This is a genomic window from Halorubrum sp. SD41 (assembly GCF_058630335.1).
On the sequence record NZ_JBZVGZ010000032.1, the window covers coordinates 1 to 14,934 of the forward strand.

Consider the following 14,934-nt stretch of genomic DNA (forward strand, 5'->3'; position numbering starts at 1 on the left):
GCGGATGGTGATGTTCTTCCGCCTCACTACATACGTATTATGCGTATCTATGCGTATGGTTGTTTCGATTGCGTGGGTCTGTGGGCCGAGCGTCGAACGTGTTTGAGAACCGTGCGGTGCTGTATCCCTCCCTACTCACTCTCTTCGCTCGTTCGTTGAGGAAGGGGCCTTAGCGCCTCAATTCAGGTCAGCGGCCGGCTCGGCGGCGGCGTCAGCGGTCTTCGTCGCGCGCTCTCGAATCGGGAGTGTCCCCTTCGGTCCGGGCCTCGTCCGCCGAGGTCCGTTCGGTCGACGACTCACCGCGTGGACGCCCCTCGGTCGATCCCGATTCGGCCGTGGACTCCGGCGGTTCGTCGTCGGTCGATTCGGCATCTTCGGTGGTTTCCCCCTCGCGCTCGGCGGTACTCGTTTCGGATTCGTCGGCGGTCGCTTCGATGTCCTCTGCGGACTGCTCGTCTGTCGTCTCCGGTTCGCCCTTGCTGACGATGACGTCGGCCGTCTGTTCGACGAAGTCGCCGATGCGGTATCCCGGCTTGCGGAGTTCCAACACCGTTCCGTCGGGCTGTTCGGAGGGATGAGTATCCCAGACTGTGTGTTCCCCGAGGTCCTTCTCGTCGCCGGGTTCGGGTGCTATCGGTTCGACGCCGAGTCGGCGCATACCGCCGGTGAACTCCTTGAGGAGGTTCTCCACGTCGGATGGGTCGAGGGTGGCGTCCGCCTGAGCCGTGTGCCAGAGATTGTACCGGACGCTCATGATCCGCCCCAGAATCGACCGCGGCGAGAGGTCCTCGATGGGGTCGCCGTCGGTCTCCGCGCGAGTCGCGAGCGTCGCGTCGTCCGCGGCGGACGTCTCGATCTCCGACGGGTCTGCTTCGAGGCGCGTGAGCCGCGGCCCCGTTTCCGTCGGTGAGTCGAGAGAGGGGGTCGCGTCGCCGTCGGACTGGATCGACGGGGTTACCTCGATGCCGCCCTCCTCGTCGGAGCGAGCCGTCACGGACAGCGTGACGCGCCCCTCGCCGGCCTGCCGCGGCGGGATGCCGGCTATCTCGTACGACCCCTCCGCCGTGACTTCGCCGGAACCCCGGTGTCTGCTCGCCACCGTCACGCTGCCTCGCGTCTGGTCGTCCCGCGTCGTCTTGAGGGTCACCTCCCGGGAACTACCGACGGGGACGGATCCCGGTACGACCGTCTCGAAGGTCGTGCCCTCCCCGGTCGGGACGAGCACGCCGACGTCCCTGTCGAGGGTGTCCGATCGAACCGGCGACTCGCCGGTCTTCCGAAGCTGGTTGGCGAGCAGCGCCGCCCCCCGAACCGGGGCCGTTTCCCGCCCGCCGAGTCGAGGCTCGCTCAGCGGTCGGTCGAGGAAGCCGGAAACGGCGTTCGACACCGGGATCGGGTCGACTCCCGGCCCGGCGACCAACACTCTGTCCACGTCCGACCGGCCGACGTCGGCGGTGTCGAAGAGGTCCCGGAGCCGCGCGATGACCGCCTTCTCGACGGGCTCGATCGCCTCGTACGCGTCGGACATGTCCACGTCGACGTCGACGCCCAACGTGCGCCCGTCGTCGGCCGTCAGGCCGGGCACCTCGTCGGCGGCGATCGAGCCGTCGGTGTCGTTCGTGACAGCCTCAAGGGCGTCGCCGGTCGCTGCGCGGAGGTGTTCGATCGAGTTCTCGTCGTAGGTCACGCGGCGGTTCTCCTCGCGGGCGGTCCGCTCGATGGCCCACTCCGCGAGCGACTCCTCCATCGCGTCGCGGCCGATGCCCGCCTCGCTGACCCGCGACACCACGCGGTAGGTCGCCTCGTCGGGGTCGACGCGGACCAGCGCCGCGTCGAACCAGTGGGAGCCGATGTCGACGACGACCAACAGCTGCGGCTCCGAGATGGCGGGGAACTCGGCGGCGGCGACGGCCACCGGGGCCCTGACGACGGCGCCGACGTCGATCCCGGCCGCTTCGAGCGCACGGGAGACGGTGGCGCGGTCCTCGGCGTCGTAGACCCCGGGAACCGAGACCACGGCGTCCGGGGGCAGTTCCCCGTTCAGGCCTTCGGTTTCAAGCGCCGACGGCGCGCTCTCTCGCCACCCGTCGATCAGGTCGGCGAACAGCGATTCGACCTCGAGCTCGAACCGGGCGGTGTCGCCAGAGAGGTACTCCGGCCGTCCATCTCCGTACTGCGGGAGGACGGGGATTCGCCGGTTCGGCTCCGGCTCGAATCCGGGCGGTCGGGCGCGGACGCCGTCCTCCGTCGCGTGTAGCTCAGGGGGCGAGCGCGGCTCACCGGTCGGTCCCGCGAGCGGCTCCGCCTCCCGTCCGTCGCTGAGCGCGGCGGCGATACCCGTCGCTCGAAAGTCGATCCCGAGTCCGAGGGGGGTAGAGTTCGTGTCTGTCATGGAAACCGGTTGTATGCGGGAAACGGTCCCCGCGCGGTCTGGAACGTGCGAACGTCAGTCTCTCGTGACCGTGTCTACGTGCTTCTCTTCGCTCCGCTTGATCTGGTCTTCGATCTCCTGTTGCGTGAGACCGATCTCCAGCGTCGTCTCAGCCGTCCGCCCGGTGTCGAGGTTCGTCGCCTCAGCGTGGAGTTTCCCCTCCTCGTCGACGGTGAATGTCACTTCGAACTCGGGATCCGACCCCTCATCGAGGTTCTTCAGTTCGAACTCGCCGAGCTTGTCGTTCTCCTCCGCGAGGGCCTTTCCACCCTCCAGAATCTCGATGGTGATCTTCGGCGACTGCTTGTCGACCTTGCGGAACCCGCGTTTCGACTCGGAGGCCTCGACAGAGGTCTGCTCCGAGAGGATCATCTCGAACGTCTCCTTATCGCTGTCGGGATCGACCGTCTTCAGTCCGATGTCCCGCGGGAGGACGATCTTGCCGCTGGTGTCGCCGTCGCCGTCTCCTTCTCCCCCGTCACCGCCGCCTTGCGGTTCGAGTTCCGTCTGGAGGGCGGCGCCCTCGGCGACGACGTAGTCTTGGTCGACCCCCTTCGACGGCTCCATGCCGAAGTAGTCCTCGACGCGCTCCTGGATGTTCGGTATCCGTGTCGACCCGCCGACGAGCAGTAGTTCGTCTACGTCCTCTTTCGTAGCGTCGACCTTCTCGTGGTCGAACAGCGCGTCGACGTAGTCGAACGTCTCGTCGACGAGGTGTTCGGTCATCCGGTCGATCTCGTCCCGCGTGAGGTCGATGTTGAACGTGTCTCCGGGACCGACCATGATGGCGACTGACCCGGACTCGGCCTGCGAGACGTCGTGTTTCAGGTCGGTCACTTTCTGGTAAATGTCCGATTTCAGCGCGCTGTTGTCCTCCGGGTCCGGGTGCCCGGCGTCGATCATCTCGCCCCGCACGTGGTCGTACAGCTCGTCGTCGAAGTCCTCGCCGCCGAGCCGCTGACCGCCCTTGACGCCCTCGACCTCGAACCCGCCGTCGGGGGTCACGTTCATCAGCGTCGCGTCGAACGTCCCGCCGCCCATGTCGTAGACGAAGACGGTCCCGGCATCGGTATCACCGATCCCGTAGCGGAGACACGCGCTGGTCGGCTCGTTGAGTAGCTCGACGTTCTCCTCATCGAACCCGGCGATCTTGGCTGCGTTGACGGTCGCGTTCCGTTCCTTCGGTCCGAAGTACGCCGGGACGGTGACGACGATGTCCTCGACGTCTTCGCCCGCTGCCTCTTCGGCGTCCTCGACGAGCTTCTTGAGTATCTCGGCCGAGATCGCCTCTGGACCCCACTCCTCGCCGTCGATCTCGACGGCCCAGTCCTCGTCGCCCATGTGTCGCTTGACCCGCTGGACCGTGCGGTCGGGCGCTGTCATCCGGTTGTTCTTGGCGGTCGTTCCGACGGTGACACCGCCGTCGTCGGGGAACTGGACGACTGACGGCGTCTTGCGCTCGCCGCGCTCGTTCTCCAGAATCTCGGGATCGCCGTTCTCGTCAAGTCTGGCGACGACGCTGTTCGTCGTGCCGAGGTCTACTCCGATTTGCATGAGACAAGCCGATATATCTGCCAACCCACAATAATCTTTAGGTGGGCAGATCCGAATCTGATACCGGCGGAAATCCCGTTACGGCGTCACCCGGATCGTCTCGCTGTCGTAGCGGTCGAACTGGTCGGTGTCGGGACGTGCGTACACCTCGATGAACTGGGGGCTGTCGACGTCGAACTCGAAGGTGACCTCGCCGTTCCCGTCCGTCTCCTTGCGCTGGTCGCGTTCGTCTTTCGCGTAGACGGTCGTGTCGGCCAGTTCGTTGCCGAGTTCGTCGACGACGCGGAACGTGACCGAGTCGCCCGCGGAGACCGATCGCGGGGCGTTGACGCTCTCTAAGAACAGCTCCTTCGTCCGCTGTTTGACGTCCACGTGCTCCGTGTGGCTCTCGTAGCTGGCGCGTTCGTCGGACGTCTTCGACGCCGTGAGCCGTTTTCGCCCTTGGCCGGTGAACGTCACCGTCGCCCGACCGTCGTCGTCCGTCTCGGCCGACGTCCCGTCCTCGGCCTCGACGGTCGCGCCCTCGACCGGACCGCCGCCGACTGAAATCACCTTCGCGACGACGTCGTCGCCCGCCTCGATGTCGCGGCCGTCCTCGGTGGAGTCGTACTCCGAGATCCGGAGCTGCTCCGTGGTCCGCTCGACGTCGACGGAACACGAGCCCTGTCCGTACACCGTCTGCTCGGTGTCAGATTTCGAGGCGACGACGGTCGTCTTCCCGAAGGAGTCGAACGTCAGGCGCGCGACGCCGTCGCCGTCCGTCTCGGCGACATCGCCGTCGAATGACCGGACGGTTGCGTGCTGGACGCCGTCCCCGTCCGCGGTGACCTCGAAACGGACTGAGTCGCCGACGACCGGCGAGTCGAGCGGTCGGATCTCCAGATCGCTCGTCCGCTTCGTCACCTCGACCTCGGTGCGGGCGTCCGTGAAGGTGAGCCCTCCGGTGTCTCCCTTCGAGGCCGTCACAGTTCGCGTCCCGGGCGTGACGTCGCCGAACGAGAGCGTTACCTCGCCGTCGTTGTCGGTCGTCCCGCCGGCCGAACCGACCGAGACGGTCACTCCGCGAACCGGCGACCCATCCTCGTCGATCACCTTGAACGTCCCGCGCGCGTCGACAGAGAGCCGCGTCGGCGACTGGTCGAAGCGCAGGTCGACCTGCCGCTGTTTGACTGAGACAGTCGCCTCGGCGTCCGCGAACTCCTTCGACGACGTCGGCGGCTTGGACGCCTCGACGGTGAGCCCGCCGACGCGGTCGGCCGTCAGCGTCGCCTCGCCGTTCCCGTCGGTCGACGTCGAGGACCCGGCGTCGGTCGTGACCGTCACGTCCCCCTGCGGGTTGCCGTTGGAGTCGACGACCCGGACCGCGAACTCCTCGTCGACCTCGACTGCGTCGGGACAGGCGGCGAAGGAGAGCGACCCGCTCTGGCGTTCAACCTCCACCTCGACCTCGCCGTTTTTGTACTCGTGGTCGGGATCGGGATGTTGGTTCTTGCTCGCGACGATTGTGACAGTATCCGGGGAGTTGAATTGAAGCACTTCGGTGCCGTCGTCGTCGGTCTTCCCGATCCGCTTATCGCCCTCCTCTGGTCGCTGTAACCCCACGCCGGCAACGCCGTCGTCAGTGTGATCGGTGACCCGGACGGTCACCTCCTCTCTGATCGAGACCGTGTCCGGAGTCGCGGAGACGAGGAGCGGCACGACCGTCGTGTCGCCGACCTCGACGGGACTGGGACGCTGCTGGATCTCCTCGAACGCCTCGTTGATCGTCTCCCGAGCGTCGTGGTCGCCGTCGTACTTGTCCAGAAGGCTGCGGGCGCGGTTCTCCACCTCGTCTTCGGTCGCGCCGCGCGAGAGCCCCAGCACGTCGTACGGGTCGTTGGCGTTCAGGTCCTCCCCGGCCATCGATACGACTGTTCGGCGAGAGGTGGAATACCTTTTCGGTCCGATCAACTGACTGAGGCGATCGCCGGGACGCCGCGTCGGAGTGACCGTCAGCTCTCTTCGACGCGGACCTTGACTTCGTCGTCTCTGTACTCGTGGTCGGAATCGGAACGCCGTGTCTTGCTCGCGAGGATTGTGTGGGTACCCGCCTCGTTGAATCGGACGGTATCGGTACCGTCGTCGCCGGTCTTCCCGACCCGCCGACGGTCTCCCGATCGCTGTAGGCCCACGCCGGGAACGCCGTCGCCCGCGTGATCGGTAACCCGGACAGTCACCTCTTCACCGACCGAAATCGTATCCGGCGTCACGGAGATATGGAGCGGAACGACCGTGGTGTCGCCAACCTCGACGGGGCTGGGGCGTTTCTGGATCTCCTCGAACGCCTCGTTGATGGCCGCCCGAGCGGCGTATTCGTCCGGATACTCGTCCAACAGGCCGCGGACGAACCTTCGCACCTCGTCCTCAGTCGCTTCGCTTGAACTCTCCACGTCGTGTGAGTCGTCCGCGTCTTGGTCCTCCCCGGATGCCGAACGCGCTCTGACGGTGATTTCTACCTCGCCGTCTTTGTACTCGTGATCGGGATCGGGGTGCTGTATCTTGCTCGCAACCAGTGTGAAGAGCCCCCTGTCGTTGAATCGGACGGTTTCGGTGCCGTCGTCACCGGTCTTCCCCATCCGGTAGCCGTCTTCGGCTCGCCGGAGTATCACGCCTGGAACTCCCTCGTCTGTATGATCAGTAACCCGGACCGTCACCTCCTCGCCGACCGAAATCGTGTCAGGGGTCGCGGAAACGACGAGCGGGACGACCGTCGTGTCGCCCACTTTAAGCGGACTGGGCCGCTGCTGTATGTCCTCGTACGCCTCGTTGATCGCCGTTCGGGCCGCGTGGTCGTCCGAGTAATCGCCCAGGAGGCTGCGGGCGCGCTGATCCACCTCATCATCGGTCGCGTCTTTCGACAGCCCGAGTACGTCGTACGGATCGTCGGCGTCGAGATCCGGATCCATACGGGTTGGTTGATATTCCTCCGCAGTTAACAATTCCCCAGCTTCACCTCGGGGAAACAACTATTGAAATCGACGACAGACGAATTCGATATGAGTCACCGACTGTCCTACACCCTTTCCCGCGAGGAGCTCCCTAGAGACGGCGGAGAGACGGCTTGTCAGCTCCAGATCCACCCGGACGACACAGGTCGCGGCGAACTGCCGCTCCACGTCGTCTTCTGCGTCGATTCGAGCTACTCCATGCGCGGGGGCGACATCGAGGCCGCAAAGCAGGGCGTCGAGTCGGCGGTCGAACACCTCTCGTCGGACGACCAGTTCGGCGTCGTCGAGTTCGACGACGACGCTTCCATCGTCGCGGATCCCGTGGCGGGGAATCGGTACGGCCGCGTGAGTTCGTCCGTCGACGGTATTGAGGCCGACGGCAACACCAACATCATGGACGGCCTCGAGAAGTCGCGGCAGCTTCTCGATAAGATGCGCGGCGGCGGCGGGTTCCTCTCCGGCGGCTCGACCGACGCGGTCGAGTGGATCCTGCTCATCAGCGACGGCCAGCCGAACCGGACCAACGAGTCGGCGTTCAAGCGCGCGCTCGACGGGCTCACAATGTCGACGGCCGAGAAACACGGTGCCGCGGCGGCGGACCTGAGCGACGAGGGCATCACGATTCACACCGCTGGCGTCGGGAGCGGCTACGATCCGGATGTCAACGAGGCGATCAGCGACGCCGCCGGCGGGACGATGGAACACAAGAGCTCGGGACGGGGTATCGGCGACTTCTTCGAGGGCCAGATCCGCGACGCCCGGAGCGTCGTCGCGACGAACCCGACGCTCACGCTCCGCCCGGACAACGGCGCGTCCGTCGACAACGTGATGCAGGAGCTCCCGACGAAAATTAAAGACCCGAACGTCGAGCGGCGGGGCGGGGAGCTCGTCGTCGACGTCCCCGACCTGAGCGTCGACGACCCGCCGCAGTTCAGCTTCGACATCGACGTCCCCTCGGAGGCGAACCCGGTCGCCCACGCCGAACTCGACGTCGACGGCGACACCGCAACCGCCTCCATCGAAGTCGGATTCGCCTCCGCCGCGCTCGTCAAGGACGAGGTCAACGAGGACGTCTTGGAGAACCGGGACGCAATCACCCGCTACGAGGACCGCAAGGACTCCATGTCGGCCGAACAGCGCGCCCAAGAGAAGTCGTCCGGGATCACGCGAGAGTAGTCCGGCGTCCGTCCGAGAACGATTCGTAGGGAGTTCTCACAGTGCCGCGAGTTCCGTTCTGACGCCGCTGAGCGACGCGAAATACCCTACAGCCAGCACGACGAACGGGACCACGAGGACGGGGTTGCCCGACGCGTAGACGGAAACGCCGACGAAAATGACGCCGAAGACGAACAGCACGGTCGCGATCAGCGCCGCGAGGTGAAAGAGCACGCGCCGGGCGGACGCGTTGACCCGTCCCGCGAACACGCCGCCGCCGCCCGCGACGACGGCGGCGACGGTGAACGGGAGCACCGATCCGAGAGCGAACCTCGTGGCGACGACGCCGACGACGCTCGCGACGCTCCACGCGAGCAGGAACGCGACGACGAGGCGCCCCTGTGCCGTCTCGCTGTAGACGGCTAACGCGGCGAGCAGTCCGACGAAAGCGAAGAAGAGCAGCACTTGGAGCTGGATGTACGACCCGGAGAGCGGCACCGTCGGCAGTTCCTGGAACAGCAGGACCAGGAGTCCTCCGGCGAACACGCCCGTCGCCGCCGCGACCGCGAGGTTGCTGAGTTCGCTTACGTGCATTTACCCGAACGTCGGTACAGCGGCAGAAAAACGTTCACCACAGCTGATCGATCCACCGGCGCACCCGTCCGAGTCGGTCCGTCACCCGCGATCTGACCCGCCCACCGAGCGTCCGAAGCCGATCGATCTTGACGCCGAACCACCGTTGAACCCGTCCCCGGTACGGCACGGCGCCGAGATACAGCGCCGCAGCCAGAACGACGTGGAGGAGCCCCGTGGGGACGAACAGCGTCGTCGGCGCCGGATCGATCCGGTCGCCGAACAGGTCGCCGTCGGTGTCCGGGTCGCGGGGATCGGTCCCCAGTCGGCGCTCGCGGGCCGTGGTTATGCCGTCGTCGTCGGGGTCGTGAAAGACCAGCACTTCCTGCGTGACCGCCTCGGTCGTGCCGCTCGCGTCCGTCACCTTGAGCGTCACGTCGCGGCGGCCGTCCGTCGCGTACGAGACCGTCACCGTACGTCCGGTTCGATCGAACGTCCCGTCGCCGTCGATGTCCCACTCGTAGGACTCGATGGCGCACTGGGCCTCGCCGGTTCCCGCGGTCAGCGTCAGCGGCTCGCTTCGGTTCGGCTCCGCGGGCTCCTGCGTGAACGACGGTTCGAGCTCCGACTCGTCGGCGCTCGGCGGCTCGACGCTTATCGGTTCGCTCGTCCCGACGCTGACCGTCTCCGTGCCCAGGAATGTCGACCGCTTCGCGGTCGCGCGGAGTTCCACCGTAGTCCGCTCGCCGCCGAAGTCCGACGCGGACAGCGCGATCTCTTCCTCGAACGCCCATCCCGAGAGGTCCTCGTACGTCCGGATCGTCGTGTACTCGCCGCCGTCGGTTCGGTACGAGAGATCGACCCACGCGTCGCCGTCCGCCGGCGAGTCCCCGCCGATCCGGACGTTCGTCGCGAGCCGAATCGACTGGTGATACCCGTCGCAGTCGCGGTCGACCCCCTCGGCGACCGTCACCGTCTGTCCCCTGGCCGGCGGCGATCCACCGCACCCCGCGAGAACGACGAGCACCGCCAGTCCGACCAACAGCACGGGCCGCGATCGAAGGTTGCGTCTCGCGCCCATCGATACCTGTTGAAAGACAACAGCGACGGCCGTTATAATGCTAGTGGACCGCGGCGATGCCCTCGAAAGCGCGGGCCGTCGTCGGTGAAGCGGCGGTCGCGAGCCGCGTCGTCCGCCGGTGTCTCGCGCGCGACTCAGTCCAGCATCCGATGGCCATCGCCGATCCGCTCCCACGCGAGATGGACCGCGATACCGGCGAGGAACGCGACGCCGAGGTTCGTCACGATCGCGAGGAGGCCGATGCCGACCGAGAGCGCGCGGTTCCCCGAGTCGGTGACGTTGCGCGCGAGCGAGACGGCGACGATGGCGAGCAGCGCGCCGAGCATCGCCAGCGGGAACGCCGCGATCAGCGCGGGCGTGGCGAACAGGGCGGCGGCGAGGTAGCCGGCGCCGAGGACGACGTTCGCGCCGCCGGTCCGCGCACCGAAGGCGTACTTGCCGGCGACCCCGTCGCAGCCGTGACACATGGGGATCCCGCCGAGCGGCACCGCGATCAGGTTCGTGATCCCCATGCTCGTCGACAGTTCGTCGGGGTTCACCTCCGCGTCGAGCAGGTCCGAGAAGAGGAGGGAGGTCGCCAGCGCGGCGTTGCCGATGGTCATGGCCAGCTGCGCGACCACGCCGTCGAAGGTGGCCCGCGTGAGCGCCGTCCCGAACGCGGGCGTCGGCGGCGCACCGGGGAGGCGGGGGGTCGGCACGCCGGCGACGACGAGCGCGGTCGCGACGCCGAGGAGGGCGACGGCCAGCGCGCTCGCCTTCCCGTGACCTGCGAGCGCGAGCGCGGCGGCGACCGCGACCCCGACGAGCGCGACGAGCGGGTCGTCGACCGCGAGTTCGATCCCCGTCTCCAAGAGGACGAGCCCCACCGCGAACTGGACGCCGCGGATCACCGGCTCCCCGATCCAGCGCTCCACGTACGCGAGCGTCCCGGACAGTCCGATCGCGAGGAGGACGACGCCGAGGATCACCCCCGCGAGCGCGAGCTCGGCGTAGGTGAGCGCGCCCGCGATGGCGAGCGCGGCCAGCGCCTTCATCGGCTCGACGGACACCGGGAGGCCGTACCGGACCCCCCAGACGACTTGGAACGCGCCGAACGCGACGAGCGCGTGCGGCAGCGACACGTCCGTCAGCAGCGCCAGCGCGACGACGAGCGGGATAACTGTAATCGAATCTCCTATCGCGCCGGTGACCGCCCCCGATCCGAACTCGACGGATCGTCGCCCCTTCGATTCGGACGCTGTCACGTGATACGCGCAGTATCGGCCGGCCGAACTTGAACGTGTTCAGAAATCTCTGACGGGCACTCGACCGACCGACCGAAACTTCTTCCGGTTACTCGCCGTCGAAGGTCGGATCCTCCGTGTCGACCATCGGGCAGTTCCGGACGCGGAACCGTGAGAAGTCGGCCGACTCGACGATCTCGGTCCCCTCGTGGGTACACGCCGTCTCCGGCGGGGCCGCGAAGTGCGGACAGCGCTGGCAGTAGCTCCGCTTGTCGACCACGCGCTCGTCACCGGTCGTCCCCGGGCCCGGCGTCGGTCCCCCGATCCCGGATCCGGGTTTCCCCGCGTCGCCGTCCCCCTTGCCCTCGGCGATGTCATCGAACTCGGTCGCGTCGGCGCCGATCGAGGTTCCCTCGTCGAGCGCCTCCCACACGTCCTCCTCGCCGACGTCGCCGCTCCCCATCGACTCGAAGGGGTCCTCGTCGGCCGGCGCGCTGTCGGCGTCCAGCTCGGCGAACGGGTCGTCCGCCGGGGCGCTGGGTTCGGGGTCCGCGGACGCGCCCGACTCGGGCTCTGCGGACGCGTCCGGTTCCGGGTCCGCCCAGGACGACGCCCCGCCGCGGTCGTCGACTCCCTCTCCCAGCGCCGCGAACGGGTCGTCGACTTCGTCCGCGTCGAGTTCGTCGAGGCCGTCGTCGGTCTCGTCCCGCTGTTCGTCGCCGAACAGCCCGTCGCCGAAGGGGTCCGCTTCCGGATCCTCGCCGCCGTCAGACCGGTCGTCCTCGCTCATCGGCGGTCTCCGTCCGGCCCGCCGTCGCTCGCGGCGGTGCTCGTTCGGTCCGTCGTTCGGCTCATCTCGTCGCGGTCGTCGTCCGCGACGTCGCCGTCGATGGCGGGCTGGTCCGCGACGAGGAGCTTCGACGTGCCGAGGAAGCCGGTGTTCGGCTCCAGGTCCTCGAACCGGCGCCCGCAGTGGGGACACTCCGGCGCCGACAGCAGCCCCAACTCCACGCCGCCGCCGCAGTGGCCGCAGTCGGCGGTCCGCACCCCGTGCCGGTTCGCCGTTCGCGTCAGCGCGTCGACACGCTCGCGGTCGGCGCGGTCGCGTTCGGCCGCGTCGAGCCGGCGTTTGACCCTGACGACCGCGTTCGCGACCCGCGAGAGCTTGTCGTCGATTTCGGTCAGGTTGTCCGCAGAGATCCCGGCGAGGTCGGACTCGACGTCGTCGAGGCGGTCGTCGACGCCGTCGATCCGCCCGTCGACCTCGTCCACGCGTTCGCCGACCCCCTTGAGTCGATCGTCGAAGCCGTCGAGGCGGTCGCGGACGGCGTCCAACTCGTCGATCCGGGAGTCGAGGGCGTCCAACCGCTCGTCGATCCGGGAGTCGAGGTCCTCGACTCGGTCCGAGGAGGGCGCGTCGGCGACCGCCGCGTCGAGGCGGTCTAGCCGGGCGGCGACCTCCTCCAGTTCGTCGGCGAGGTCGTCGACACGCGCCGCCGCCTCTCCGTCGCCGGCGTCCTCTCCATCGCCGGCGGCTCCCCCTTCGGCGTCGAGCGACTCCACCTCCCGATAGAGGTCGACGAACCGCTCGCGGAGGTCCGTGACCTTCTCGTCTACCTCCTCGTCGAGGTCGTCGAGGCGCGCCTCGATCGCCGCCACCTCCTCGGCGTCCGGGACGTCGATCCCCTCTGACTCCGCGAGCGCGACGAGCGCGCGCTTGAGGAGCTCCTCGCGGCTCACGCCGGCGTCCTCGGCCGCGGCGTCGAGGGCGGCCGCCGCCGGGTCGAGGTCGCTCATCGCGGATCCTCCGTCATCTACCGGGGGTTGCGGGGCGAGGCTTAAGTAACCTGTCGCGTCGTTCTCCGGATCGATACTCGGCGGCGCCGAACCGGGAGCGGCGAGCGGCGGGCGGAATCGAGGGACCGGGGCGCGGCCGCTACCGGATCTTCCGCACGTCGCTGATGTCGAACCCGCCCTCGTGGATCTCGGTCTCGAAGCGGACGATGTTCTCGGCCTCCAGCCGCGAGAGCACGCCGCGGAACTCGCGGACGAACATGGTCCGGGCGCGCTGGGAGCCGCCGCTCTCCCAAGAGAACTGGAGGGTCCCGCCCGCGGCGTCCATCAGCGTGCCGAACTCGCGGTCGCGGAGCGCGTCGGTGTTCACCAACACGAGGACCAGGGCGTCCCACTCGTAGGCGGCCTTCTTCAGCCCCTTCATCACCATGGCGACGTCGCTCCAGTCGGTGTCGTCGGAGACCATCGAGACGAGGTCGGTGACGGAGTCGATGCAGACCAGGCTCCGCTCGCCGTGTTCCGAGAGGTAGTCGCCGAACGCGGTGAGCACGTCCTCGTACTCGCCGCGGTCGCCGAGCTCGGTGATCGAGGCGGTCTCCGTCTCGTACCAGTCGCGCGGCACGGGCGACAGCTGGAAGTACTCCGGCGAGAGGTCCCGGAAGGATATCTCCTCGACCGCCGCGTCGACGATCTCCGAATCCATCGTGTACCCCATCTCCCGGGTGATCGCGTCGGTGTCGGCGGTGAAGGAGATGTAGTGGACCGACTCGGGCAGCGAGGCGTCGTCGTCGACGTCGCCGTAGTAGAGGTCGAACAGCTCCTCGTCGGCGCCCGCCAAGGCGTTCATCGCCGCGCTGGTGTAACAGAACTCCCGGGCGCCGGCGCCCGCCTCGCCCGCGAGCAGCACGACGCTGCCGGCCGGCGCGCCGCCCCCGAGGATCGAGTCGAGGCGCGCGACCCCGAACGGAACACTGGACATGGCTTACGCCCCGTCGCCGCGGGGCTTAGTGTTACCCCTCTCCGGGTCGTCCGCCGGCGGTTCCGTCCCGCCTCCCGCGTCGATCCGCGCGCCCTCGTTCGCCGCCCGGGCGACCGACACCTCGCCGCCGACGCCGGCCGCGTCGAGCGCGCGCTCGCCGGCCTCGCGCGCCGCGTCCGCGCGGTCGGCGTCGGTGACGCCGTAGACCGTCGGCCCCCACGAGGACTGCCCGGCGCCGAACACCGCGGTAGCGCCCGAGAGCGCGTCGACGATCTCGCCGACCGGGGGACGGTACACGCCGCCCTGCTCGTCGGCGTACCACGCGCCGTTGAGGCGACCGATCTCGGCGACGGCCGCGCCGAACGCCTCCGCGTCGCCGGTCGCGACCGCGGGGAGGACGCGCCGGGTGACGATCCCGCCGATCCGGTCGGCGAGCCCCGGCTCCGCGCGCTCGACCGCGGTCCGCATCGCATCGTCCTCGGCCGCGCCGCTCCGGCCGAGGTCCGCGTCCGGTTCGACGAGCAGGAACCGCCAGTCGTCGGGGACGGGGTGGCGCGCGGCCACGGGCGGGACCGTCCACTCGCCGTCCGCGGGGCGGTCCGTCGTGAAGCGCGCGGTCGGGTGGCCGGCGTCGAGGACGAACCCGCCCCTTTCGAACGTCGCGACGCCGACGCCGGAGCGCCCGCCGCGACCGAGGGTCGGCGCGCGCTCACGGATCCGCGCCGGCTCGCCGTGGGCGGCCGCGACCGCCGCGAGCGTCGCCGCCGCCAGCCGCGTCCCGCTGCCGAGCCCGGCGTGCCGCGGGAGCGACTCGCGGACCGCGATCCGGGCGCCGTCGACGCCGAGTAAGTCGACGGCCGCGGCCGCGTACTCGCGGACGTCGTCGCGCACGCTCGCGGCGGAGTCGGTCGACGCCGCGGAGTCGCTCCCCTCCGGTTCGACCGCCGCGCTCACCGCCGCGGCCGGCTCCGCGTCGACGACGACGCGGGGACCGGCGAGCCCGACGCCGAGGGCGCCGTACAGCCGCTCGTGGGAGAGGCTGAGGTTACAGAAGCCGAAGTGGAGCCGGGCCCCGGCGCTCGCGCGTGCCATCTCGTCGTCGCTTCGGGACCGACTGATAAAGGGCCCGTGGCCGTGGCGGGAGTTGCCTCGGACCC

12 protein-coding genes are annotated in these 14,934 nt (G+C 68.6%); 1 reads left to right on the forward strand and 11 read right to left on the reverse strand.

Annotated elements, in window-relative coordinates; translation table 11 throughout:
• Window positions 1–211: 211 nt before the first annotated feature.
• The 4 genes from grpE to AC4NMM_RS13555 form a co-directional block, all read right to left on the reverse strand.
• Window positions 212–2,392: a nucleotide exchange factor GrpE gene (grpE, locus tag AC4NMM_RS13540; RefSeq protein ID WP_491924490.1), complete on the reverse strand. Its 2,181-nt coding sequence runs from the start codon at window positions 2,390–2,392 to the stop codon at window positions 212–214.
• Window positions 2,393–2,446: 54 nt separating this feature from the next.
• Window positions 2,447–3,985 (reverse strand): Hsp70 family protein, encoded by a 1,539-nt coding sequence (locus tag AC4NMM_RS13545; protein WP_491924491.1) that lies wholly within the window; start codon window positions 3,983–3,985, stop codon window positions 2,447–2,449.
• A 78-nt stretch (window positions 3,986–4,063) separates the two neighbouring features.
• Window positions 4,064–5,887, reverse strand: coding sequence for a hypothetical protein (locus tag AC4NMM_RS13550; RefSeq protein WP_491924492.1), 1,824 nt, complete (start codon window positions 5,885–5,887; stop codon window positions 4,064–4,066).
• Window positions 5,888–5,976: 89 nt separating this feature from the next.
• Window positions 5,977–6,930 carry a J domain-containing protein gene (locus AC4NMM_RS13555; RefSeq protein ID WP_096394963.1) on the reverse strand — a complete coding sequence of 318 codons (954 nt, stop codon included), beginning with the start codon at window positions 6,928–6,930 and terminating at the stop codon, window positions 5,977–5,979.
• Between the two features lie 90 nt (window positions 6,931–7,020).
• Here AC4NMM_RS13555 and AC4NMM_RS13560 point away from each other — a divergent pair, with 90 nt between their 5' ends.
• Window positions 7,021–8,148 carry a vWA domain-containing protein gene (locus AC4NMM_RS13560; RefSeq protein ID WP_096394966.1) on the forward strand — a complete coding sequence of 376 codons (1,128 nt, stop codon included), beginning with the start codon at window positions 7,021–7,023 and terminating at the stop codon, window positions 8,146–8,148.
• Between the two features lie 36 nt (window positions 8,149–8,184).
• Here AC4NMM_RS13560 and AC4NMM_RS13565 read toward each other — a convergent pair whose 3' ends face one another.
• The 7 genes from AC4NMM_RS13565 to AC4NMM_RS13595 all read right to left on the reverse strand — a co-directional run bounded on the left by AC4NMM_RS13565 (window position 8,185) and on the right by AC4NMM_RS13595 (window position 14,869).
• Entirely contained in the window at window positions 8,185–8,721 is a 537-nt protein-coding gene (locus AC4NMM_RS13565; protein WP_096394967.1) for a hypothetical protein, read from the reverse strand.
• Window positions 8,722–8,755: 34 nt separating this feature from the next.
• The gene (locus tag AC4NMM_RS13570; protein ID WP_157745962.1) at window positions 8,756–9,748 is read right to left on the reverse strand and encodes a PKD domain-containing protein; all 993 of its coding nucleotides are present in this window, start codon (window positions 9,746–9,748) and stop codon (window positions 8,756–8,758) included.
• A 167-nt stretch (window positions 9,749–9,915) separates the two neighbouring features.
• Window positions 9,916–11,025 (reverse strand): putative sulfate/molybdate transporter, encoded by a 1,110-nt coding sequence (locus tag AC4NMM_RS13575; RefSeq protein WP_491924493.1) that lies wholly within the window; start codon window positions 11,023–11,025, stop codon window positions 9,916–9,918.
• Between the two features lie 88 nt (window positions 11,026–11,113).
• Window positions 11,114–11,794, reverse strand: coding sequence for a DUF8135 domain-containing protein (locus tag AC4NMM_RS13580; protein ID WP_491924494.1), 681 nt, complete (start codon window positions 11,792–11,794; stop codon window positions 11,114–11,116).
• Window positions 11,791–12,801, reverse strand: coding sequence for a hypothetical protein (locus AC4NMM_RS13585; RefSeq protein ID WP_491924495.1), 1,011 nt, complete (start codon window positions 12,799–12,801; stop codon window positions 11,791–11,793). The genes AC4NMM_RS13580 and AC4NMM_RS13585 overlap by 4 nt, the downstream gene beginning before the upstream one ends.
• Before the next feature lie 139 nt (window positions 12,802–12,940).
• The gene (locus tag AC4NMM_RS13590) at window positions 12,941–13,777 is read right to left on the reverse strand and encodes an RAD55 family ATPase (protein ID WP_096394972.1); all 837 of its coding nucleotides are present in this window, start codon (window positions 13,775–13,777) and stop codon (window positions 12,941–12,943) included.
• Between the two features lie 3 nt (window positions 13,778–13,780).
• Entirely contained in the window at window positions 13,781–14,869 is a 1,089-nt protein-coding gene (locus tag AC4NMM_RS13595) for a beta-ribofuranosylaminobenzene 5'-phosphate synthase family protein (protein WP_491924496.1), read from the reverse strand.
• Between the last annotated feature and the right edge of the window lie 65 nt (window positions 14,870–14,934).